Origin of the sequence: Streptomyces rectiviolaceus (assembly GCF_039533825.1) — a bacterium.
Lineage (GTDB): Bacteria > Actinomycetota > Actinomycetes > Streptomycetales > Streptomycetaceae > Streptomyces > Streptomyces rectiviolaceus.
On sequence record NZ_BAAAUG010000042.1, the window covers coordinates 11,656 to 35,217 of the forward strand.

Sequence of the window (23,562 nt, forward strand, 5' to 3'; positions counted from 1 at the left end):
GCAGGGCAGCCGCGGCAGCGCGGACGGAGCAGGCCGTCCGGCCAACCAAGGGCGGCGGGTGGCGGCGCGCAATCGTGCCGCACTCATCGCTGCCGCCCGCGAGGTGTTCGCCGAGCAGGGTCTGGACGCCCCGCTGTCGGCCGTCGCCCGCCGCGCCGGGGTAGGACAGGGCAGCCTCTACCGGCACTTCGCCGACCGGGTCGTGCTCGTCTCCGCCGTCCTGGACGAGAACGTCCAGCAGATCGAACAGGCCGCCGACGAAGCCGACGCGAGCCTCGCGAGTGTCCTGGGCGTGGTCACCTGGCACCTGACCCGCTCGACGGCATTCGTCGATCTGCTGCGCATACGGCACGCACGGGGCGACGGCGAGCAGGCCCGGGCGCTGGCCGGGCGCGTCCACGGCGCCCTGTCCCGGTGTCTGCCCGCCGGTCACCGGCTGTCCGCCGACGACGCCATGCTCGCGGTCGCGATGGTCTCCGGGGCCGTCAACGGCCCCAACCCGGCGGAACGGGAACGCCGTGCTCTTGCGGCCTGGCGCCTGCTCGACGTCGAGGTGGGGCCGTTGCGGCCCGTCGAGACCGTCGTCGACGTGTGACCATCAGCCGCCGTTGGACTGACGGATGCCCTTGCCGAGCGCGTTGAACGTGAAGACGTATCCGCCGTCGGGGCCGCTGACGGTCATGTAGGCCTTCGTGCCTCCCGGGGTGATGGCGACGTTGGTCGCCGACTCCAGGCCCTTGGCGGCCTTGGCGGGAACCTCGACGGTGGCCAGCCGTTCGCCGTTCGGGCTGTAGACGGCCATGGCCGGCCTGCCGTGCAGTGCCTGGTAGAGGTTGCCGTCGGCGTCCACGGCGATGGAGTCGGTCTGGGCCACGCCGGCGTCGACGTGGATGGCCTCGTGCTGGGAGGCCACGGCGGTTTTGTCGGCGTCGAGCAGTAGGTAGGAGATGGTGTTCTCCGCGAGTTCGCTGATCCACAGGCCGTGCAGCTCGGGGTCGAACATCACCCCGTTGGGGTGGGCGAGCCCGTCGGCCAGGACGGTGGCCTGCTCGCCGTCGCGGTCGATGCGCACGATGCGGCCCTTGGCCTCGCCGGGCTTCATTCCGTGCAGGTCGCTGACGTACAGGTTGCCCTCGTCGTCGAAGGCGATGTCGTCGAGGTTCGTGGCGGAGCCGTCGACCTCACCGGAGAAGAACGTGCGCGGGTCCGAGCCGTCCGGCTCGATGCTGACGATGGATCCGGTGTAGTCGGTGAGGTACAGGCGGCCGTCGCGCGGGCTGAGCTGCGCGGAGGTGTAGGCGCCGGTCTTGTCGGTGTAGACCCCCTTGTGCTTTCCGGTGGCCAGGTCGACGGAGATGACCTTGGGCTCGCCGGGGGGCGCGGTGACGTCCACGACGTACAGGCCGCCGTCCTCGTCCAGGACCGGGCCCTCCAGCAGGGTCCTGCCGGTGGCCTGGTGCGGGTCGGTCACGTGAGCCATCTGGGTGGCGTGGATGGTTCTGCCCTGGCCGGACGGGGCGGGGCGCGAGGCCGGTGCGGCGGTGGTGGTCTGGGTGCCGCATCCGGTCAGGGCCAGCAGGCCACCGGCGGCCAGAATCGCCAGGGCGGCGCGGGGGCGGCGGGGTGTGCGGTGGGCGGGCATGGGGTGTAGGTGCTCCTTCCTGGCGTCCGGGCGGTCCGGACGTGGTGGTGTGCGGGATATGCGCTGCCGGGTGCGGCTCCGGCGCGGGAGGGCCCGGCGCGGGCACCGGGCGTGCGGTGGCCGGACAGGTGGTCAGGCGGCCGACCAGCCGCCGTCGGAGGGCAGGATGGCGCCGTTGATGTTCACCGCGTCCTCGCTCAGCAGGAACGTGATCGAGGCGGCAAGCTCTTCGGCCACGGCCAGACGCGGTATCGCCACGCGCATCTTCGCCGTGCGGGAGGGGCTCGGCGCGGGCACCGGGCGTGCTGTGGCCGGACAGGTGGTCAGGCGGCCGACCAGCCGCCGTCGGAGGGCAGGATGGCGCCGTTGATGTTCACCGCGTCCTCGCTCAGCAGGAACGTGATCGAGGCGGCAAGCTCTTCGGCCACGGCCAGGCGCGGTATCGCCACGCGCATCTTCGCCGTGCGGGCCGAGCCATAGGGGGCGGCGGCGGGCATCGGGATGCCGGTGGCCACCGCGCCAGGGGCAACAGCGTTGATCTGCACGCCCGTTCCCGCGTACTGAAACGCCGACGACATCGTCAGGCCGACCAAGGCGTGCTTCGAGGTCGTGTAGGCGGCGCCGGCCGCCGAGCCGCGCAGAGCCGCCTCGGAGACGACGTTGACGATGCGGCCGCCGCCCGCCGCGAGCATGCCGGGCACGAGGGCGCGCATCAGGCGCATCGGGCCGTCGACGTTGATGCGCATGACGCGGGCCCAGGTCGCGTCGTCGACCTCGTGCACGGCGGCGTCGTTGTCCATCACGCCCGCGACGTTCGCCAGAGCGTCAACGCGACCGCCCGCGGCGGCCAGGACCGCGTCGGCGGACGCGGGTGCGGTGATGTCCGCGGTGACGGGTACGACCGCATCGCCCAGGCCGGCGGCCAAGGCCGCGAGGCCGTCGGCGGAGATGTCGACGGCGACCACGCGGCCGCCCTCGCGCACGACGCGGGAGGCGACGGCCTTGCCGATGCCGGAGGCGGCTCCGGTGACGACGACGCTCTGGCCGTCGAAGCGGCCGGGCGTGACCTGCTCGGTCCACGGCTCGGGGGTGCCGATCTCTACGCCCAGGTCGGGCTCCACCGCCGTGGCGGCGCCGGTCGGCGACGCGGTCGGCAGGCCCTCGGGGACCTGCCCGGTCTCGGCCGCCGTGACCAGCACGTCCACCAGCTCCGGCGGGAACTTCCCCCCGGACATCTTCACGAGCTGCTCAAGCGGCAGGCCGAGGGCGGGGGCAAGCGCCTCCTCGCTCTGTCCCTGGGAAGCAAGCAGGCCGCGCAGGACCTGTCCGGCGGTCGGTTCCGCCAGCCAGTCGCGCAGCGGGGAGGCGGGAGTGAGGTTCGGCGTCGTCGTCATGGCAGGCCTTTCGTGTCGTGGCGTTCGGGCAGGACGCGGGGCGACCGACCCCAACCGGACAACCCTGTCCGGTTCCTGCGTTACGGTACCTGTGCCCGCGCGGAACGCTCCAGCGAGGGCACTGATCACGTGCTGATCACGCACTGATCACGCCTGCGCGACGCCCGACGCACCTCCCCCCACCCCCCCCCCACGAGAGGACCTCGCACCATGCCCCTGCCGCAGTGCGCCACTCAGCCCACCCCGCAGGAGATCGTCGCCCTGCGCGAGCGCTACCGCCTCGAGCGTGAACGCCGCGTACGCCCCGAGGAGTCGGGCCAGTACCGGTCCGCGGAGGCGGAGTTCGGCTACTTCGCAGCCGACCCGTACACCGGCGAGGTGGCGGAGCGCGAGCCGCTGCGGGACGTGGTGGACGTCGCGGTCGTCGGTGGCGGGTTCGGCGGGATCCTGGCGGGCGCGCGGCTGCGCGGGCAGGGCGTGGCGAAGGTGCGTGTCATCGACAAGGGCGGCGACTTCGGCGGCACTTGGTACTGGAACCGCTACCCCGGCATCCACTGCGACATCGAGTCGCACGTCTATCTGCCGCTGCTGGACGAGACCGGATACGTGCCCGAGTGGAAGTACGCCCCGGGCGAGGAGATCCGCCGGCACGCGGTGCGTGTCGCCGAGCGGTTCGGCCTCTACGATCACGCACTGTTCTCCACCGCTGTCACCTCCCTGGTCTGGGACGAGGCGGTCGAGCAGTGGGTGGTCACCACTGACCGGGGCGACGAGTTCCGGGCCACCTACGTCATCACCGCCACCGGCACGCTCTCCGAGCCCAAGCTGCCCGGCATCCCCGGCATCGAGGACTACCGGGGCCACACCTTCCACACCTCGCGCTGGGACTACGGGTACACCGGCGGCAGCCCCGAGGGCGGCATGGAGGGCCTCGCGGGCAAGAGGGTCGGCGTCGTCGGCACCGGCGCCACCGGCGTGCAGGTCATCCCGATGCTGGCCGAGGACGCCGGTCACCTGTATGTCTTCCAGCGCACCCCCTCGGCCGTGGACGTGCGCGGCCAGCAGCGCATGACGCCGCGCCAGGTCGGCGCGGACCGGCAGGGCTGGGCTGCCGAGCGCCGTGAGAACTTCCTGCGGATCTGCTCCGGAGAGGATGCCGGGCAGGACCTGGTCGCTGATCGCTGGACGGAGTCGGCCGGCCTGCTCGAGAAGCTCCTGCCCAGCTTCCGCCGACACGGTGAGCCGGACTTCGAGGCCGCCTACGAGGCCGCCGACCACGCGACGATGAACCAGATCCGTGCACGCGTCGCCGCCGAAGTCACCGACCCGGCCACCGCCGCGGCCCTCAGTCCCTGGTACCGGTACGCGTGCAAGCGGCCCACGTTCTCCGACAAGTACCTGCCCGCGTTCAACCGCGACAACGTCACCTTGGTGGACACGGCCGACACCCACGGCATCGAGCGCATGACCGAGCGCGGCGTCGTCGTGGGCGGGGTCGAGTACGAGGTCGACTGCCTGGTGTTCGCCACCGGGTTCTCCGTGGGCCTCTCCGGCATCACCTCCGGGAAGCTGCCCGTGACCGGCCGCGACGGCGTCGGCCTGCTGAACACCCTGAGGCAACGGGGCCCGCGCACCCTGCACGGCTTCACCAGCAGCGGGTTCCCGAACCTGATCCGGATGGGCTCACTGCAGAACGCCAGCAGCGTGAACTTCACGCACATCCTGGACGAGCAGGCCGTCCACGCCGCCGCCCTGGTCGCCGCCGCGGAGGAGAAGGGCGCCGTCGTGGAGCCCGCCCCCGAGGCCGAGGACGCCTGGGTCGACGTCTGCGCGCAGGGCGCCCCCGACCACGCGTGGTTCCACGCCGAATGCACCCCCGGCTACTACAACGGCGAAGGCCGCGGCCGCCCGAACGGCCCCACGGCCTACCCGCACGGCGCCGTCGCCTTCCACGAACTGCTGCGGCACTGGCGTGAGGCGAACATGGGCGAGGCGCTCCGGGCCAGGACCGTCACCTCGGCCTGATTCCCTGCTGGCGCTTGCGGCATCGATCGACGGGCGGACAATTTGCCGGTCGGTCTTGATCAGCCTAATTTTGCGGCGACACGGCTTTTTCTCAGGCAAGAGGAGAAAAGCTTCATGGTGAAAGGCCTTCCGCACAGAACGCCCCGACGGCCGCGTGGGCCGGAGACGGAAACGACGCGCACATCACGTTCGGCGACCGACCGTATGGCGCGCACATTGCTGCGTCGCCGGAAGAAGGCGCTCAGTGCCGAGGACGTGATGGTCTCGGATCGCCCGAAAGTGCGGCGCGCGGTGACGGCTGCCGCACTCGGCAACACCATGGAGTGGTTCGACTTCGGCGTCTACGCCTATTTGGCGGGCACGATCGGAAAGGTCTTCTTTCCGTCCAGTTCGCCCGGGGCCCAGGTCGTCGCCACCTTCGCCACGTTCGCCGCGGCCTTCCTCGTTCGCCCGCTGGGCGGTCTGGTGTTCGGACCGTTGGGCGACCGTATCGGCCGGCAGAAGGTGCTCGCCGCAACCATGATCATGATGGCCGCGAGCACGTTCGCGGTCGGTTTGCTGCCCTCGTACGCCTCGATCGGTTTCGCCGCCCCGCTGCTGCTGCTCGTATGCCGACTGGTCCAGGGCTTCTCCACGGGCGGCGAGTACGCCGGTGCCACCACCTACATCGCCGAGTACGCACCCGATCAGCGGCGCGGCTTCCTGGGGAGCTGGCTCGACTTCGGGACCTTCGTGGGCTACTCCCTGGGGTCGGGCCTGGTGACCGTGCTTACGCTGACCCTCGGGTCGGACGGCCTGGAGAGCTGGGGCTGGCGTATCCCCTTCTTCATCGCAGGACCGCTCGGGCTCATCGGCCTGTACATGCGGCTGAAACTGGAGGAGACGCCCGCCTTCCAGCAGGAAGCGGCGTCCGCCGCCGCGGAGCGCGAGGCAGGACCCGAGAGCGGGGAGAACGACCCCATCGAGCAGGCTCGCCAGTCCGGCAAGGGGCGCCTCAAGGAGATCTTCACCCGCCACTGGCAGGCGGTGCTGATCTGTATGGGTCTTGTGCTGCTCTACAACGTCACGAACTACATGGTGACGTCGTATCTCCCCACGTTCATGACAGTGACCTTGGGTGAGAGCGACACGACGGCTCAACTGCTGGTGCTCGGCACCATGCTGCTGGTCGCTCTCGCCATCACCACAGTGGGCCGCAGCTCCGACCGGTGGGGCAGACGCCCCATGTTCATGGGCGGCAGCATCGCCCTGATCGCACTCGCCATTCCGGCGTTCCTGCTGATCCGCGAGGGCGGGATCCTCCTGCCCGCCTTCGGCTGCGCCATCCTCGGTCTGCTCCTGGTCTGCTTCGCCGGCACGGCCGCGGCGACACTGCCGGCCCTGTTCCCCACCCGTCTGCGGTACGGCGCCCTGTCGATCGCGTACAACATCTCCGTCTCCCTCTTCGGCGGCACCACGCCGCTGCTCGCCTCCTTCCTGGTCGACAAGACCGGCAACACCCTGGTGCCGGCCTTCTACTTGATGGTGGCTGGAGCGATCGGACTGGTCTCGACGTTCTTCCTGCACGAGACAGCCGGCCGCCCCCTGCGTGGCTCCGGCCCCATGGTCGAGACGCACGACGAGGCCCGCGAGATGGTGGCGCGCAGCCGCTCGGAGGCGGGGCGTCACGCACGAGACGTGTGGCTGCGGTTGTGGCACCCTCGCGGGGGCTCGAACCACTCCACGAGAGGCCGTAAGCGCGGGGACTGATCAGCCCCAGGGCCGGCCGCAACGGGGCTAGGCGGCCTGGTCCTCGACCGTCACCTCGAAGGTGTTGAGGAAGTCGCAGATGAGTTGGTAGAAGCCCACGGTGATGACGAGGTCCGCGAGTTGGTTCACCGTCAGGAACGCCAGCAGTTCGTCACGCTCGGCCTCGTCGAGTGTGTGGTGGGCCAGCAGCCGGTCCGTGGCGGTCAGGACGGCTGCTTCGGGCGCGGGCAGCTCCCCGGTCGAACCGGTCTCGGCGGCGGCGAGCGCCTCATCCCCCAGTCCGACGAGACGAGCGCCTTTCTCGTGGTGGTGAACCTCGTAGGCCGCTCCGTAGACCCGACCGACCCGCACAATGGCGAGTTCCCGCAAGGTGTCCGGCAGTGAGTTCCGCCGCAGGATCGCATCCCCGAGTGTCAGTACGCCCGGCGCCAGGTTCGGTGAGTGCATCATCATCCGAAAGACGTTGAGCGAGCCGTGCGCGGTCACGGCCTCCTGCAGCTCCAGGGGCAGTTCGGACAGATCTGGATACTCCATGTCGGCTCCGTTCGAGAGGGACGGCGGGCTGCCGCGCTCCATTCGGTCGAGGTCATCGCGCGCTCGAGCCTATGGAAGTCACCAGTGCGCCGCCTGCTCGCCCGGAGAAGGATTCCCAGGCCCTTTTACTCACTCGGAGGACTGGTGTTCGTCCTCGGGTGTTCGTCCTCGGGCCCGACGCGGAATTCGGGGAACGGCGCTCCGCGGACCACCTGGTGCCACGCGGCCTTCGCTTCCTCCGGGTCGGCACGGGCGGCAAGACCCATGGCCTGCCAGGCGATCGACTCAGCGCCCTCGTTGCCCAGACGCCGGGCCGATTCGATGCCCCGGACCAGGACGACGACGGCGTCACCCACCCGGCCGGCGATCCGATAGCACTCACCGAGCACCGACAGCGCTCTGCAGAGGCCCGGTTCCCCGTCCTTGGGAGAGCGCCTGTACAGAGTGCTGGACAGGCGGTACGCCACCTCCGCAAGACCGACGGACGCATGCGGCTGATCGTTCTCGGTGAGCGGCATGACCAGGTCGATGAGCTTCTTCCCGAAACTCCGGAGCATTTCGTCGTCGAGAACGCCACCGAGCCCGTCGCACAGCTCCGCGAACTCCACCATCTCTTCGAAGACGTAGCCCTGGCCGGACGATTCCTGCACCATGTTGAACTGCAGGTAGAGCGCGCTCGCCATGTCGCGCCGCCATTCGGCCGCCTCATGGTCGGGCAACTTCCGCAGAACATCGACCAGTTCACGCGCGTAGGGGACCGCCGCGTCGAACTGCTCGGCATCGGCCAGTCGCCTCACCATGTCGTTGAGTGCCCACAGCAGATTGGACCGGTCCTCTTCCGTCACGTCCACTCGCGTGCGCTGCAGCACGATCAGCTCCTGGATCGCCCCGCGTGCACCGCCCGGGTCCAGGGCGGCATCAAGGAGATCGGCGAGTGTGGTCAACGCCCTTACGAGATAAGGCTCGTAGAGCTTCCGGTCGACCGAGCAGAGGTTGCGGTACAGACTGACGGCCTCGTCCGCCTGACGCACATCACGGGGTTGCCCCGAGCCCCGGTCCATGAGCATGTGCATGGCCTTCTCGGCACCCCGCTCATGGTCGCCCGGCAGATGCACGGTCGACACAAGCACCGGCAGGAACACCCAGGGCCTCGACTCCCGCAACTGCCCATAGAGCCGGGTGACCGCCATGGCCACCTGCGTCAGGCGGCGGCTGTCGCCGTCCGGGGTCCTGATGTACAGCGACATGACGTGGCGAACAGCGGCCACGAAGCGGTGCAGAAAGGCCGCGGGGTTGCTCAGGGTCAAAGTCTCGAAGACAGCGACCGCCTCGTACGCGGTCTCCATCGCTCTCGCGTCGCCCGCCGACCACTGGAACCCCACCAGATTGTTCAGTGAGGCTGCAAGACCCGCCAGGTAGACGTCCGGTCGGGCTTCGGCGAGTTCACGGCGGGCGGCCACCGCGCTCTCGCCCTGGAAGAGCGCCTCCTCATGGCGTCCGGCATGGTGCAGTGCTCCGGCCAGGTTGTTCTGCCACTTGGCGAGCTCATCCCGTATGCCGTCGACCGCGCTCCGCTCGGAGGCAGCGTCGGCTTCCATCACGGCGATGACCTTGCGGTACGAGTCGGTGACCCATTCGAGGAGCGGTATCGCCTCCTCGCCTCTGCCCGCCTCCATGAGCCGCAGAGCAAGAGCGCCGAGCGAACGCAACAGGGTCACGAGGGGAAGGTCCGCGTCCTTGAGAGCGTTCAGCGTGTTGAAGGCCTGCTGTGCGCGCCGGGCTGCTTCCTCGGTGCGGCCGTTCGCCGACAGTCCCGCGGCCAACGAGATGTACATGCGCGCCAGTTCGAGCCGCTGCCCGGGGGTGTCCCCCGTCATCGTCTCGCGCAGTGCGACGGCTTCCTCCAGCGCCCGCAACGAGTGAACGCGTCGCCCGACGTCCTCCAGGCGCGCGCTCTCGTGCGCAAGCGCCGTGGCCAGGCGTCGGATGGTGGGCTCCGAGCCGTCGGCCGCCCTCACCTTCCGGGCGTGGGCGGTGATGTCCGCCTGGACCTCGGCTGCGAAATACGCGAGACGCCGACTGCGATGCGGTATCGCGTCGGCGAGGTCGACGAGCCGCTCGTGAGGGAGGGCTTCGCGATCGAGTCCGTCCAGCGCCTCAAGGAGCGGGCCGGGGTTCTCGGTCTCCGCGACCACCCGCACGGCTTCCGGCAGGTGCTCCCCCAACGTTCCGACCCAGGCCCGCAGCCGGTCGTCGACCTCCGGCTGGTGCAAGCCGGCCCTCGCGAGCACGGTCAGTCCCCTGCGCACCTGCCGGGGCGCACAGTGCGGCACGACGGGCCCGAGCAGCTCCGCGCCCTCTCTGAGCACGGCCGCGACCAGATATTCGGCGAGAAGGTCGGGCTGCAGCGAGCCCCAGAACGCCGTGGACTCACCGCTCGGCGCCGGATAGAGGTCCTGCAGCCAGAGGGCAACGCGAAGCCGCTCGTCCCCGCCCGCCGTGGACAGGTCCGGCAGGGCCGCGAGGAGCTGCTGTGCCTGCGGCTCGTCGGCCGCGCCGAACAGCGCCGCCGCCGCCACGGCCCGTCGCTGGGTGCGCGGATGCACGGTGATTCCCGCGGCCCTGGCAGCACGCCGCCAATAAGGCTCTTCATGGGCGAGGATCACCTCCTCGGCATGCCGGGCGCCTACGTCACGCTCCGGCTCGAGCAGGCAGGCGAGTGCCTCCATGTGGACCATGAGCGCCGCGTCGTACCGCTCGTGCCGCAGATCGGGCGGATCCAGTCGCGGCCGTCGCCAGTCCGGCAGGACGTCCTCAAGCCGCAGGGCGAAGTCCTCCCAGGCGTCCTTGAAGAGCTGCTGCCGCCCCGGGGCAGAGCGCTCCAGCGCGGCCAGCTCCGTAACCTCGGTGGCGCGCAGCATGTGGCCCAACTCGGCTGACTCGCCGATGATCTGCTCCCACCAGTCGCCCGCCGAGCGCGACAGGAGGAGCAATCTGAGTGGCACCTCGCGCCGGGCCGCGGTGACTGCCCGGGTGAGGGTCTCGATCTGGCCGGTGCGGTCGCAGGTGCTGCGCGGCCTGGTTTCGGCGTAGTCGACGACCAGGAGCGTGGGCCGGGCGGCCCGCTCGATCATCTCGGTGACGGCCGCACAGTCCTTGTCGGTCGTCGCATCCAGGAAGCCGCAGGTCCATTCGGCACCCAGCCGTGTCATCAGCTCCAGGGCGAGCCGGGTCTTGCCCTGTCCGCCGGGCCCGGTGAGCAGGCGCAGCGGACCGCCCTCACCGGTGCACCACTGCACGAGCCGCCGCAGTTCGTCCTCCCTGCCGTGGAAACGGACGGCCTTGTTCTGTGCGCGCAGCAGCGACGCCGGGGAGAAGGAATCGGCGGATTGACGGGCGGACAGGACGAGATAGGGGCTGAGCTCCACCGACTCGGCCGTCGGGCGGCTGCCGAGCGCGGCGCAAAAGGCGGGATCGGCCAGCAGGCGCTCGACCGGGTAGCAGATCAGACGGCTGTCGTCGGGCCGGGCGGCCAGGACCACGGCGGTCACCAGACCGTGGCTCAGCACGGCGGCACCCGATATCCCCTGCCAGAGGTCCCGTCCGAGCCGGCCGTCCGGCCGTACGAAGAGGTATCCGGCCTTGTGGCCGGTGCCGGGGACGATGCTGCCCGGCATGCGTTCTAGGTCCCTGACCGCGACCCCGGGCGTCTGCGTCTCGTACGACTGGACCTTCGCGAACCCGGTGAACTCGCAACGCACGTCGGGGAGCAGAGTGGTCAACTGCCCCCATCGGACGGCCCCTGCAGTCAATGGCCGATCCGTCCTGAGCAGCGCCACGTCCGGCGAGTCGTCGCCGTCCGGTCCGGGCCAGACGACCGTGGCGCCGCACCAGTCACCGCCGGCCGCGGAGCGCACCTTGAGGGTCTCTCGGGCGCGAACGGCCCTGGCGCTCTCCTTGAAGATCTTGTCCGTGTCGCGCACACCCTCGGCCACCACATGCAGTGCGGTCAGCACATGGCTCGGGCCGACCAGGTAGCCCGATCCGTAGCCGCCGTCGCACCACACCTCCACGACCCGGCCGTCCATGACGCCCGGCTACCTGGGGAGGCCGGTGACAGACGGATCGGAGACGTGCGGCGATCCACCGCCCACGGTGTCCTTGGGCTTGAGCACGAGCTTCACACGATGGGCGGCTGCGGACGAACTGCCCTGGCTGCCACCGGCGCCGAGCACCCACACCTTGACGCTGCCCTCGCGCCTCGAGTCTTCGGTCACCGTGACCGAGAATTCCAACTCGATGTCTCCGAGCTCGAATTGGATCCGCTGCCCCGCGGATCTGTTCATCGAATCCTCAAGTTGCCCACGGATCGCGTCAACGACCGTAGTCAGCTCCAGTCCCGCCATGCCACACCCCGTCTCGTTCATGACCCCGCCATTCATCATTGACGACGGCGGCCCGTCCCGCACGCAAACCGCCTCATCACACAGCGGCGAGCGCCGTGCGGCAGCCGGCGGCTCGGCCTCGCGGCGACGTCAGCGTCTCATCGCCGCCCAAGCCGCTCGATGGTCGTGAGGACCTGGCGGGTGCCGTCCTCCCGGGCGAGGGCGGCGGCGATGTCGTGAGCGCGGGAGCGGAGGGGCGGGCTGTGGACGGCTGTGGTGATCGCTTGGGAGAGGCGTTCCGCCGTCAGGCGCTGGTAGCGCAGGGGGCGCGGTGAGAGGCCCAGGGTGTGCAGGCGGGTGGCCCAGAAGTGCTGGTCCAACTGGACCGGGACCGGGACCGAGGGGGTCGCGGCGCGCAGGGCGGCCGCGGTGGTACCGGCACCGGCGTGGTGGATGACGGCAGCCGTCATGGGGAACAGCCAGGCGTGGGGCACTTCTTGAACGGTGATCAGGTCGTCGTTCTCGGCGTGCAGGCCGCTCCAGCCGGCCTGAATGATGCCGCGAACCTTTGCGCGGCGCATGGCGTCGGCGAGCAGGGTGCTCAATCGCTGGGAGTCAGCGGTGACGAAGCTGCCGAAGCCTGCGAAGACGGGCGGCGGGCCTGCGCCGAGGAAGTCCAGCAGGCGTGGCTCAGGCTCCCAGCCGGGCGGGGTCTGGGGCCACCAGTAGCCGCACACTTCGTGGCCGGTGGGCCAGTCCGTGGGGCGGGGGACGATCTGCGGGCTGAAGCCGTGCAGGACGGTACGCCCACGCGGCAGGCTCAGCGGGCCGCTGAATCGCTGGCGCGGCAGGCCCAGTTCACGGCGCAGGGCGCGGACGGCAGGGGCGAAGATCTGGTCGCTGCCGACCCACAGGGCGTGGGCGGCCAGGCGGTTGCCGTGTGACCCGAAGGAGCGGGCGCCGGTGATCAGCGGCGGAAAGGCGCCGGTGGGCTGGATCGGCTGGAGGTACACCCCGATGGTCGGCAGTCCCAGCGCCTCGCCGAGCACGGCACACGCGGGGTCGGTGACCGTGGAGCTCAGGACCACATCGGCGCCTTCTCGTACGGCATCCGCGACGCCCGCCGTCAGTTGCGGCATGAACGCCCGTGCCATACGCATCAATCGCGCCATGGCCACAGGTGGGCTGACCGCTCTGGCCAGGCCCTGCCCGACCTGCGAGGCCAGTTCCTGCCGCGGGTCGACGGGCAAGGGTCTGAAGCCCAGTCCGTGGGCGGTCACCGCCTGCTCGAAGCGCTCATGGGTGGCGAGTGCCACCTCGTGGCCCGCTGAGCGCAGTCGCACTCCCAGTCCGGTGTAGGGGGCGACATCGCCCCAGCTCCCCGCCGTCACGATCAGTACGCGCACCGCGTCAGGATGTCAGACCACAGGACCGAGCACGGCGCGTGACGGATCTGCTCGGCGGTGTGTCGGCGCGGCCGAAGTTCCGGCAGGCGGCCCGCACCCACAGCCGCACGCCCCCCAAGGTGATCTAGACACCACGGTCTCGCGTCGAGCAAGCTCGTGATTGCGCGCGAGGGGGGTTTCCGGGGCTTCCCTCGCCGGAGACCATGGCGGCTGTCGAGAGATCGGGGTGCGGGACTGTGGCGACACGTCGGACGGTGATCAAGGCGGTGGATGCCGGGACGTTGGCGAGCGGACTGTCCACGCCCGCCTCAGGCGCTTCCCGGGCGTCGAAGGCCGACGTACTGGTGGTGGTGGAGAAGAGCAGTCACGCGGTCAGTTTCTACGACGCCGTGTCGGGGCAGCGCCAGGAGACCGTCCGGCTGCCCGACTACCCGCATGAGATGGTCGTCGACTCGCGCAGGCGATTCGCCTACGTCGGGCACTACGGAGTGCGCATGGCGTCCACCGTCGGCGATGGCGGCGCCGCCGTCTTCGTCATCGACCTGGCCGAGCGGTCCCTGGCCCGGACCATCGACACCCGGCCCTTCAACCGCATCCACGGCATGGGCATCGACCGTCAGGACCGGCTGTACGCCCTGAGCGAGGAGAAGGCGGTACTGCTCGGTTTCGACGCCCCGTCCACCGACCAGGCACCGACCAGGGCGGTGCCCACCCACGGCGTGAAGACCCATCTGTTCACGCTCAGCCGCGACGGCGAACGAGCCTATGTCACTGGGCTGTTGTCCCACACGGTGAGCCTCGTGCGCCCCCACGACGCCGCCGTCCCGCCCGTGCTGGTCACTCCCGGCCAACTGCCCGAGAGCAGCTGTCTGAGCCGGGATGAGAAGACGCTGTTCGTCGGAGCCCGTAAGAGCTCCTCGCTGGTCTCCGTCGACGCCCGCACCATGAAGATACGGCGCAGCAGGAGAACGGGCGGAGACCCGTTGCGGGTCTACACGATCGACGACGAACGGCTGTTGGTGACGGACATCGTCGCCAACACCCTCACCGTGTGGGGCACCGACCTGCGGCGGATCCGCTCCCTTCAACTGGACGGAACCCCGTCCGCGGTGACACTCCATCCCACCAGGCCGCTGGCGTACGTGTCCCTGCTGGGCACCCATCGGATCGCCGTCGTCGATCTGGACCGGTTCGCCGTCGTCGACGGCTTCGACACCCAGTTGGAACCAGACTCTGCGGTACTGCTGCCAGCTGCCTCCTGAACTTGGAGGGTTCGGTCCAGGAGTGCGGCGACGAACGCTCAGTCCGGACAGAATTCGGCCTCTACTGCTGCGTCCTCCAGCTTCTGCTCGCCCCAATCGCCGTTGCGGTTCATGGTCAGGACATGCCGCCCGTCCGCCGACGCCATCGTCCGGGTCGCGGATCCCGGGACCAGGCCGCCATGGCCCCAGGCCCAGCAGTCCTCCGTGAGCTTGAAGTGCCGGATTCCGAGGCCGTACAGGTCCTGCGGACCGCCGTGCCCCTTGTCGCCGTCGACAGGCACCGCGTCGAGCAACTCCCGCTGCTGGACGGCGGGCAGCAACTCGCCACCGAGCAACTTCGACAGGAAGGTGTTCACGTCACCGACGGTCGAGAGGATCTCTCCGGCCGAGAAGGCCACCGTGGGACTGAACTCAGTCACGTCGTACACCTTGGCGTTCGGACCGTCCTGGAAGAGCGTGGAGTAGTGCGTCGCGTGCGGCGAGGGGATCGCGGGCGATGTACCGGGCACACGGGTGCCGTGCAGGGCGAGCGGCTTGATGATGAGGCACTCGACCGCCTCCTTGTAGGTGCCGCCGGTGACCCTCTCGATGATCATTCCGGCGAGAATGTAGTTGGTGTCGGAGTAGTCCCACTTACCTGGCCTGCCGGGCCTGCTGCCCTGCTCGGGCTGGAAGTTCGGCGGATGCGCGAGTGCTATGTCCAGGAGGTCGGTGGGGGCCCAGCTCCTGTAGCGGTTCTTGTCGAACTCCTCGCCGGCGTACTTGGCGCGGAATTTCTTGTCCATGTTGTAGTCGAAGATCCCGCTCGTGTGGTTGAGCAGGTGCCGCACGGTGATCGCCTTAGGACGGTAACCCGTGCCGCGCACCACTCCGGGCAGCCATTTCTCAAGGCTGTCGTCCAGCGAGAGCCTCCCCTTGGCTTCGAGCTTGAGCAGCACCGTGGCGGTGAAGGTCTTGGTCACACTGGCGATGCGGAACTTCTCGTGGGTGCTGCGCTGGTGCCTGACGGAGAGATCGCCGACACCGGCCCGGCCGTTCCACACCCCATGGCCGTCGCGCACTTGGGCGATGACACCGGGGGTGCCCTGCTCCACGATCTCGTTCAAGGCTGCCTGGGTCTTGGCATGTAATCGCGAATTCTGGTGGCGGGAATCGGCGAGGGCAGGGAAAGCGGCCAGGAGCGAACCCACGACGGCGAGGACGACGAGCAGCGGACGCGATGACTGGAAATTACTCATGACAACAGCTGATCAGTCACGCAAACCGTGCACCATCGGGGATGCCCCGGAAATCGCTCAGGGTACGGCTCAGGGGTCCATCAGGGCGGCCGGGGTCGTGCCGGGCGGCCGCTCCTGGTGCCCGGGCGGTCGGAGTGGCAGTGCTGCTAGCCTGATCGTTATGGCACGAGGTATCTGGTCGCAGAAGGTCCGCTCCGCCCGCTGACGGCGGCGCCTTCTCTACGCTGAATCCGCCGCCGTCCCGGTTCCCGCCGGGCGGCCGCTTCTTGCTGCCCGGCTCCACTGCGAGCTGCGGAGCATTCGTTGAACCCCACCCCGACCCCCGAAGCCATGTCCCTGCCCGTCGAAGCGGGCGGCAGTGCACACATCCGTACCCAGGGCCTCACCGTCACCCGCGGGTCCCGACGCGTCCTGAACGACGTCTCGGTCACCGTCTCCGCCCGGTCACGCATCGCCGTCGTGGGCGAGAACGGCCGTGGCAAGACGACGCTCCTGCACGTCCTGGCCGGACTGATCACGCCCGATGAGGGCACCGTGCACCGGACCGGCACGATCGGCCTGGCCCGCCAGGAGCTGTCCGCGCGCGACGGTGAGACCGTCGGCACCCTGACGTCCCAGGCGCTGGCCGCGTCTCTCGCGGCCCTCGCCGCACTGGACGAGGCGACCCTTGCCATGGCCGAGGGCGACGCCGCTGCCGACGACCGCTACGCCGCCGCGCTCGAGGCCGCCACCCGGCTCGACGCGTGGGACGCCGAACGCCGCGTCGACGTCGCCCTCAAGAGCCTGGGTGCCTGCAGCGACCGCGACCGCCCCTTGTCGACCCTGTCGGTCGGGCAGCGCTACCGGGTCCGGCTCGCGTGCCTGCTCGGTGCGCGGCACGACATCCTGCTGCTCGACGAGCCGACCAACCACCTCGACGCCGACGGTCTGGACTTCCTGACCCGCAGGCTGCGCGAGCACGACGGCGGCCTCGCTGTCGTCAGCCACGACCGGGCGCTGCTGCGCGATGTCGCGAACCGGTTCCTGGACCTCGACCCGTCCCGCGACGGGAATCCGCGTCTGTACGCCGGCGGATACGACGCCTGGCAGGACGCCCGGCGCCGTGAGCGTGAGCGCTGGGAGCAGGACCACCAGGAGCAGCAGGACGAGCACCGGCGGCTGCAGGACGCCGTGTCGACGGCACGCGACCGGCTCTCCACCGGCTGGCGGCCGGACAAGGGGACCGGCAAACATCAGCGCCAGTCCCGCGCCCCCGGCGTCGTACAGGCCCTGAAGCGCCAGCAGGATGCCCTGGAGGCGCACCGGATCGACGTGCCGCAGCCGCCGGAACTGCGGTGGCCGGACCTGGGTGTCCGGCCGGGCGCGCCGCAGCTGCGGGCGCACGGGGTCGCTGTCGACGGGCGTCTTGCCGGTCCGGTCGACCTGGCCCTTGACGGCGGCGACCGGCTGCTCGTCACCGGGCCCAACGGTGCCGGGAAGTCCACTCTGCTCGCGGTGCTGGCCGGTTCGCTCGAGCCCACGGACGGGTACGTCCGGACGGCGAAGGGGGCTCGGATCGTCCGAGTGACCCAGGAGACCGCCCGGCAGGACCCCGATCTCACCGCCCGTGACGTGCATGCCCGCCACGTGGGACGGCTCGTGGCAGGCGGGGCGCTCCGTGACGCCGAGTCCGTCCCGCTGGGCGCGCTCGGGCTGCTGGACCCCGACGCGATGCGCACACCGGTCGGGAGGATGTCACAGGGCCAGCAGCGGCGCCTCGACCTGGCGCTTGCTCTGGCCGGGCGGCCCGGTCTGATCCTGCTCGACGAGCCGACCAACCACCTGTCATCGACGCTGATCGACGAGCTGACCGACGCGCTCCGCGACACGAGCGCCACCGTCGTCGTCGCCACGCACGACCGTCAGCTGCGGCGGGACCTCGCGCACTGGCCGCGTCTGGAGGTGAGGTGAGGTGATCAGGGCATCGGGTGTTCGACCCGGCGCGCGGCGACCGCAGGGGCGGCCTGAGCCCGCGTCGAGGTCGGGTGCCGGACTCACCACTCGGTCAACGGTGTTCTGCGGCGCCCCGAAACGCGCCAAGTAGTGCCACACCTTCTTGACCGCCTGGGGGTCATAGCGGCCGGTGCGCGCCGCGTCTCCGACGATGCGCGGGTCGAGTACGCCGTCGACCGCGATGCGCGTGCCGAGCGGGCGCCTTTGGCGTACGCCCCATTGAGGATGCGGGCTCTCCCAGCGCCACCGGTCGCCGCCGGGATGCGCGGTCAGTCCACCGTTGCTGGTCCCCGTGACGAACTGGAGCAGTGAGGGTCACCCGCATCGGCACGGTGTTCCTCAAGCTGATCAACTGCCGCACGCGGATTTCCCCACCGCCCGTCCGCCGGGCGGCACGCAGCACCGGCACCAGCTGACGCCACAGCAACTCCTCGCCAGTTTCTCCTTGTTGAGGACAAAGTATGGACGTTGCGGGGCACGCTTCGTACTCTGGGCGTCGCTCTCGTACGGAAGTCTGCGCAAGGCGCGGCCGAAATGCCGCCGCCCGCACCACCGCTATGTGCATGAACTCCACTCCGCGGACACGGGCCGAGGCGGCCCGGGCCGCCTCGCAGCGCCCAGCAGGAGACAGAGTGACGCCACACGAGCACCCCACGCGCCCACGCCGCATCAACCGACGCACGCGTATGAGACCGCGAAGAGCCACCGGGATACTTCTCGGGCTGCTGCTGGCCGGCGGGCTCACCGCGCCGGCCGCCGGCGCCGACGAGAAGCCCTTCGCCGACCTGCCGCCGCAGGAACCCGGCGTCACGCTGCGGGTGTTCGACGTCCAGTCCCCGCTCAGCAAGCTCTGCGACCTCAAGCCCGCCCAGACCCCCAACGTCGACAAACTGATCCCCACCGTCGACTGGTCCTCCACCGAAGGCTTCGGGTTCAACGACAACTTCGTCTCGCAGATCATCGGCAACATCAACGTTCCCTCCGACGGCGCGTACGCCTTCCGTCTGATCAGCGACGACGGATCCCGCCTGTTCATCGGCGACAAGAAGGTCATCGATCACGACGGACTGCACGGCGCCGAGCCCAAGGACGGCGAGATCACACTCACCCCGGGCTACCACCCCCTGCGCATCGACCACTTCGACCGGAGCTACGACCAGCAGGTCACTCTGCAGTGGAAGCCGCCGGGCGCCGACGCCTTCACGCTCGTACCCAACTCCGTCCTCAGCACGGACGCCGACGTGGTGCGGGTCACCGCTCCCGGCCGCAAGGAGTGCGAGGGCAGCTACGACACGCCCGGCGACGGCCTCCCGTTGAAGTCGGTCAACCCCGGTTACACGCTGACCGACCTGCGTCCCAAGGGATTTGAGCCGCAGGTGTCCGCGATGGACTGGCTGCCCGATGGCAAGCTCGCGGTGACCACCTGGGGCGGCAGCCAGGAGACCAAGGGCGAGGTGTACGTCCTGGACAACGTCACCGGCGACACGGGCCCGGACAAGGTCACGTACAAGAAGATCGCCGACGGGCTCAAGGAGCCGATGGGCATCAAGTACGTGGACGGGAAGCTGTATGTCTCGGAGAAGCACCAGCTGACCGAACTCGCCGACATCGACGGCGACAACGACGCGGGCGAGACCCGGAAGATCGCCGAGTGGCCCTACGGCGGGAACTTCCACGAGTTCGCTTTCGGACTGCTCTACGAGAAGGGCGACTTCTATCTGAATCTGTCGGTCGCCATCAACTACGGCGGTGCGACGACCGATCCGCAGCCCGCCGCCAACCGCGGCACCACGATCAAGGTGAACAAGGCGAGCGGGAAGGTCAGTTACCTGGCCGGGGGTCTGCGCACTCCCAACGGCATCGGCCGCGGCCCGGACAATGAACTGTTCGTCACCGACAACCAAGGCGGCTGGCTGCCCGCCTCGAAGCTCGTGCACGTCAAGCAGGACCGGTTCTTCAACCACTACACCAACCCCGACGGCCCCTTCGACGACAAGAGCGTCACCAAGCCGGTGCTGTGGCTGCCGCAGAACGAGATAGCCAACTCCCCCAGCACCCCCATGACGGTGAAGAAGGGACCCTTCGCCGGGCAGCTGATGTTCGGCGACGTCACCTACGGCGGCTTGCAGCGCGCCGACCTGGAGAAGGTCGACGGCGCCTTCCAGGGCGCGGTCTTCCGCCACACCCAGGGCCTGGAGTCCGGCATCACCCGTATCTCCACCGGGCCGGACGGGGCGATCTACACCGGCGGGCTCGGTGCGGACGGCAACTGGGGCCAGGAGGGCAAACTCCGCTTCGGCCTGCAAAAGCTCACGCCGAACGGCAAGACCGCCTTCGACATCAAGACCATGCGCGCCACCCACGACGGCTTCAAACTCACCTACACCAAGCCGCTGTCGGACAAGACCGTCGAGAAGCTGACCAGCGGTGCCTACTCCGTCGAGCAGTGGCGCTATGCCCCCACCCCCGCCTACGGCGGCCCCAAGGTCGACGAGGAATCCCTGCCCGTCACCGACGCACGCATCTCGGACGACCGCCGCACCGTCGACCTGACCATCCCCGGACTCAAGAGCGACCGGGTGGTGCACGTGCGCTCACCGCGCCCGTTCTCCTCGGCCGACGATGAGCAGCTGTGGTCCACCGAGGCCTGGTACACCCTCAACGCACGCCCCGGCCACAAGGAGCCGGTCACGTCGTACGACGCCGAGTCGGCGCAGCTTTCCGGCGGCGCCGACATCGACACCGAGCACGCCGGCTACACCGGCGGCGGCTTCGTCGACAGCTTCAAGGACCCGGGTGCCACCGCCACCTTCGACGTCCAGGCCCCCGCCAAGGGCACCTACGCCGTGGGCCTGCGCTACTCCAACGGCCCCAACCCCTCCGCCGGCACCAAGACCCTCGGGGTCAGTGTGAACGGCGGACCCGCGCACCAGACGAAGCTCCCCTCGACCGAGACATGGAAGCGCTGGTCGACCAAGACCGAGCAACTCGCCCTGCGCAAAGGCCGTAACACCATCACGTACACCTACCGGCCCGAAGACACCGGCCACGTCAATCTCGACATGATCGAAGTGCGTCGGCCCAGCAGCCGTATCGACCTGTTCTCGGGCGGCAGCGTCTCCACCGCCTGGCAGCACACCGACGGCCGCAGCGTCGAATGGCCGCACACGGCCGACAAGTCGATCGAGGTGTGCTGCGGGGACATCCGCACCAAGCAGGCCTTCGGCGACTTCAAGCTGCACGCCGAGTTCCGTGTGCCGAAACTGCCCGACGACGTCACCGGACAAGACCGCGGCAACAGCGGGATCTACCTCCAGGAGCGCTACGAGATCCAGATACTCGACTCGTTCGGAGTGGAGAAACTCGCCGCGAACGAAGCGGCCTCCATCTACACCAAGAAGGCCGCCGACCACAACGCCTCCACCGCGCCGGAGACATGGCAGACGTACGACATCGTCTTCCGGGCCGCGCGCTACGACGCGGACGGGAAGAAGACCGCCGACGCCAGGATCAGCGTGGTGTGGAACGGCAAGAAGGTCCACGACGACGTGGCCGTCGACGGCCCGACCGGAGCGGGCGATCCCGAGTCCGCGGCGGCCGGCGCGATCCGGCTGCAGGACCACGGCAACAAGGTCCGCTTCCGCAACGTCTGGATCGAGCCGGTCGACTGAGAGGTGGGCTGAGAGGTGGGCTGAGAGGTGGGCTGAGCCGGTGCTCTCCGGGCCGTCGAGGGGCGGCCCGGAGAGCTGCCGACGCCGCACCCACTCCCCGTGTGTCACTCCTGCGGGGGGACAGCCCTCTTGCGGGGGATAGCCGATCACCGAACTGGGCAACGAGCCTGAGATGCCAACGGCCCGCGCACCGCTGTGGCGGTGCCCGCACATCGCGGACTCGCGGGCCCTGACAACTAAGGCGGACAGTATGCGCAGGGCAATCACGATGAGGAAGAAGCTCTCCGTGCTGCTCGTGGCGGTGGCCGCGGCGACCGCCACGTTGGTGCCGCTCTCCACGGCGCACGCGGCTGACGGGTACGACCGGTGTCCGGAGGGCTCCTACTGCATGTTCTCGGGGCTCGACGGAACCGGCGACATGATCGCCCTCAAGGGAAACACTCCCGATCTCGCGGCCCTTGGCATGTCCGACCGGGCCAAGTCGGACTGGAACCGGACGGCCTCGACCATCTACCTCTGGTCCGACGCGAACTACACCGGCTGTACGGTCGTGACCTCTTCCGGCCCGACGGGCAAAGGGAACTTCTTCCCTGATTACCGGGACTTCCTGAGTTCGGTGCAATTCGACGGACAGGGCGGTCAGAGCTGCGGCACGCCGCCCGGCGAGGACCGCTGAGCACCCGCCCGATATCTCCCGCAGAGGCAAGGATGTGTCCACCCGCGGCCTTGAGCGCGTAACCTTCGCTGACCGCACATGAGTTACTGCTGGTGCAGGTTGGGCAGCCAACATGCAGGGGCGGGCTCAGATGCCCCCCCATCAGGAGTGCTCTGTCGTGGGCACCATCCGCCACCCGCACGACCGCGTGCGCTCATGAAGAGGTCAATGCCATGTCAGACGTTCAGCCGGAAACTGCCGGAGTGCAGGCTCAGTACGCCGCGCGCGTGGGCGCGGACCTGGAAACCAACCGCAAGGAACAAGAACGCGTCGGGGCCGAGGTGGCAGCGCTGCAAGAGCAGTTGCAGGTGCTGGAGAACGACCACGCGCTGTTGCTGAGCATGCAGCAGGCGCTGGGCTCCACCAGCACTCCGGCGGCCGCAGCGAAGAAGACGTCCCCCGTCAAGAAGGCGGTACCTGCCCCGCGAGCGAGTGCGGGCAACTCCCGTGGGGCCCGGACGAAGAAGCCCACAGCCACCAAGCCCAAGCCCAAGACCAAGGACGAGGACAAGAGCAAGGGCGAGGGCAAGGCGGCCAAGAGTGCACCCGCTTCCACCGAGAAGAAGCCTGCCGCGCCGGCAGCGGGCCCGACGTTGGTCGAGCTGATCGACAGCCACCTCGGCCAGCAGAGCGAACCGCGCTCCGCCGCCGAGATCACCACCGCGCTCGCCCAGGCCCGCCCCGAGCGCACCATCAAGACCACCGTCGTGCGCACCACGGTGGAGGGTCTGGTCGCCAAGGGTCGAGCCCAGCGCACCAAGCAAGGCTCCTCCGTCTTCTACACCGCGGCCGCCCCGGAAGAGAAGTCCGCCGCACCGCAGCCGGAGACCTCCACCGGCTGAGCTGCCTGCGGCTATGTCTCCGGATGCCAGAAGCCCGCACGCCGCAGTGACGCCGAGCAGTGCAGGAAGATTTCGTCGATCTCGACGACGAGCGCCAGTCGGGGGCGCTGCCCCTTGACGGTCATCGCGTCGAAGAACGGGGCGTCCGTCAGGATCCGTGCCCGGCCGTTGATGCGCAGGATGTCGGCGCTGCCCGGCACCAGGTGGAGCAGTCCCACGTGCGGGTTGACGAGGACGTTGCGGAAGCTGTCGCCGCGTCGGTTCCCGGGGCGGTCGGGGAGGGCGACGGTGCGCGCGTCGAGGATGTGGACGAAGCCAGGTGCGTCGCCCCGCGGGGAGGTGTCGCAGTTGCCTTCCGCGTCCGAGGTGGAGACGACGCAGAACGGGGAGCGGGCGAGAATCCCCAGGTCGTCCGAGGTCAGTTCGTCGTGGACCTTGTCGATGACGATCGGGTGCGGTGCGCCGAGCAGTTCGGTCAGCTCTTCGCCCGAGCGGAGCTCTTGCCAGGTGTGCGGCGCCGTGGCGCTTCCGCCGGAGGACGGGACGGTTGCGGGTGTCGCGGCGTCGGGCACAGGTGTTCCTCAAGGGTCGGCGAGCAGGCGAACAGGTGGGCGAGTCGACTTGTTAGGCTCACCTTACTGGAGCCCAAAACGGCAGGTGGGAGCGGCACGAACCATCACGACGTCCCTGCCGTCAAGGCCGGGTTA

General features: G+C 69.5%; 17 protein-coding genes and 1 pseudogene. 8 read left to right on the forward strand and 10 right to left on the reverse strand.

Going from position 1 to position 23,562, the window contains the following annotated elements:
- Positions 1-58 precede the first annotated feature (58 nt).
- Positions 59-595 (forward strand): TetR/AcrR family transcriptional regulator, encoded by a 537-nt coding sequence (locus tag ABD378_RS14735; protein ID WP_344521418.1) that lies wholly within the window; start codon positions 59-61, stop codon positions 593-595.
- A 3-nt stretch (positions 596-598) separates the two neighbouring features.
- Here the strand turns inward: ABD378_RS14735 and ABD378_RS14740 are convergent, their stop codons facing one another.
- The 3 genes from ABD378_RS14740 to ABD378_RS14750 form a co-directional block, all read right to left on the reverse strand.
- Positions 599-1,642, reverse strand: a complete 1,044-nt coding sequence (locus ABD378_RS14740; RefSeq protein WP_344521326.1) for an SMP-30/gluconolactonase/LRE family protein — start codon at positions 1,640-1,642, stop codon at positions 599-601.
- 132 nt (positions 1,643-1,774) lie between these two features.
- Positions 1,775-1,900 carry a hypothetical protein gene (locus ABD378_RS14745; RefSeq protein WP_344521328.1) on the reverse strand — a complete coding sequence of 42 codons (126 nt, stop codon included), beginning with the start codon at positions 1,898-1,900 and terminating at the stop codon, positions 1,775-1,777.
- Between the two features lie 65 nt (positions 1,901-1,965).
- Positions 1,966-3,036 carry an SDR family NAD(P)-dependent oxidoreductase gene (locus ABD378_RS14750; RefSeq protein WP_344521330.1) on the reverse strand — a complete coding sequence of 357 codons (1,071 nt, stop codon included), beginning with the start codon at positions 3,034-3,036 and terminating at the stop codon, positions 1,966-1,968.
- A gap of 210 nt (positions 3,037-3,246) precedes the next feature.
- Between ABD378_RS14750 and ABD378_RS14755 the strand changes: the two genes are divergently transcribed.
- Both ABD378_RS14755 and proP read left to right on the forward strand, forming a co-directional pair.
- Complete coding sequence (locus tag ABD378_RS14755; protein ID WP_344521332.1) at positions 3,247-5,061, forward strand: flavin-containing monooxygenase; 1,815 nt, start codon at positions 3,247-3,249, stop codon at positions 5,059-5,061.
- 204 nt (positions 5,062-5,265) lie between these two features.
- The gene (gene proP, locus ABD378_RS14760) at positions 5,266-6,810 is read left to right on the forward strand and encodes a glycine betaine/L-proline transporter ProP (protein ID WP_344521333.1); all 1,545 of its coding nucleotides are present in this window, start codon (positions 5,266-5,268) and stop codon (positions 6,808-6,810) included.
- Positions 6,811-6,837: 27 nt separating this feature from the next.
- On the opposite strand, the gene ABD378_RS14765 is transcribed toward proP, so the two are convergent.
- From ABD378_RS14765 to ABD378_RS14780, 4 genes are all read right to left on the reverse strand, one after another.
- Positions 6,838-7,344, reverse strand: coding sequence for a carboxymuconolactone decarboxylase family protein (locus ABD378_RS14765; RefSeq protein WP_344521334.1), 507 nt, complete (start codon positions 7,342-7,344; stop codon positions 6,838-6,840).
- Positions 7,345-7,469: 125 nt separating this feature from the next.
- Complete coding sequence (locus ABD378_RS14770; RefSeq protein ID WP_344521335.1) at positions 7,470-11,432, reverse strand: hypothetical protein; 3,963 nt, start codon at positions 11,430-11,432, stop codon at positions 7,470-7,472.
- A gap of 9 nt (positions 11,433-11,441) precedes the next feature.
- Entirely contained in the window at positions 11,442-11,750 is a 309-nt protein-coding gene (locus tag ABD378_RS14775; RefSeq protein WP_344521336.1) for a trypco2 family protein, read from the reverse strand.
- Positions 11,751-11,887: 137 nt separating this feature from the next.
- The gene (locus ABD378_RS14780) at positions 11,888-13,135 is read right to left on the reverse strand and encodes a glycosyltransferase (protein WP_344521337.1); all 1,248 of its coding nucleotides are present in this window, start codon (positions 13,133-13,135) and stop codon (positions 11,888-11,890) included.
- Positions 13,136-13,371: 236 nt separating this feature from the next.
- On the opposite strand from ABD378_RS14780, the gene ABD378_RS14785 reads away from it, so the two are divergent.
- Entirely contained in the window at positions 13,372-14,397 is a 1,026-nt protein-coding gene (locus ABD378_RS14785) for a YncE family protein (protein WP_344521338.1), read from the forward strand.
- 38 nt (positions 14,398-14,435) lie between these two features.
- Here the strand turns inward: ABD378_RS14785 and ABD378_RS14790 are convergent, their stop codons facing one another.
- The gene (locus ABD378_RS14790; protein ID WP_344521339.1) at positions 14,436-15,635 is read right to left on the reverse strand and encodes a serine hydrolase domain-containing protein; all 1,200 of its coding nucleotides are present in this window, start codon (positions 15,633-15,635) and stop codon (positions 14,436-14,438) included.
- Positions 15,636-15,938: 303 nt separating this feature from the next.
- Between ABD378_RS14790 and ABD378_RS14795 the strand changes: the two genes are divergently transcribed.
- Positions 15,939-17,585 carry an ABC-F family ATP-binding cassette domain-containing protein gene (locus ABD378_RS14795; protein WP_344521340.1) on the forward strand — a complete coding sequence of 549 codons (1,647 nt, stop codon included), beginning with the start codon at positions 15,939-15,941 and terminating at the stop codon, positions 17,583-17,585.
- A gap of 108 nt (positions 17,586-17,693) precedes the next feature.
- Here the strand turns inward: ABD378_RS14795 and ABD378_RS14800 are convergent.
- Positions 17,694-17,825 (reverse strand): annotated as a pseudogene (locus tag ABD378_RS14800) (DUF3626 domain-containing protein); the annotation flags it as partial.
- A 488-nt stretch (positions 17,826-18,313) separates the two neighbouring features.
- Between ABD378_RS14800 and ABD378_RS14805 the strand changes: the two are divergent.
- From ABD378_RS14805 to ABD378_RS14815, 3 genes are all read left to right on the forward strand, one after another.
- Positions 18,314-21,298 (forward strand): 3-keto-alpha-glucoside-1,2-lyase-like domain-containing protein, encoded by a 2,985-nt coding sequence (locus ABD378_RS14805; RefSeq protein ID WP_344521341.1) that lies wholly within the window; start codon positions 18,314-18,316, stop codon positions 21,296-21,298.
- A gap of 250 nt (positions 21,299-21,548) precedes the next feature.
- A complete protein-coding gene (locus ABD378_RS14810; protein WP_344521342.1) occupies positions 21,549-21,974 on the forward strand; it encodes a peptidase inhibitor family I36 protein in 426 nt (141 codons plus the stop codon).
- Positions 21,975-22,186: 212 nt separating this feature from the next.
- Positions 22,187-22,855: a hypothetical protein gene (locus tag ABD378_RS14815; protein ID WP_344521343.1), complete on the forward strand. Its 669-nt coding sequence runs from the start codon at positions 22,187-22,189 to the stop codon at positions 22,853-22,855.
- An 11-nt stretch (positions 22,856-22,866) separates the two neighbouring features.
- On the opposite strand, the gene ABD378_RS14820 is transcribed toward ABD378_RS14815, so the two are convergent.
- Positions 22,867-23,427 (reverse strand): MSMEG_1061 family FMN-dependent PPOX-type flavoprotein, encoded by a 561-nt coding sequence (locus ABD378_RS14820; protein ID WP_344521344.1) that lies wholly within the window; start codon positions 23,425-23,427, stop codon positions 22,867-22,869.
- Between the last annotated feature and the right edge of the window lie 135 nt (positions 23,428-23,562).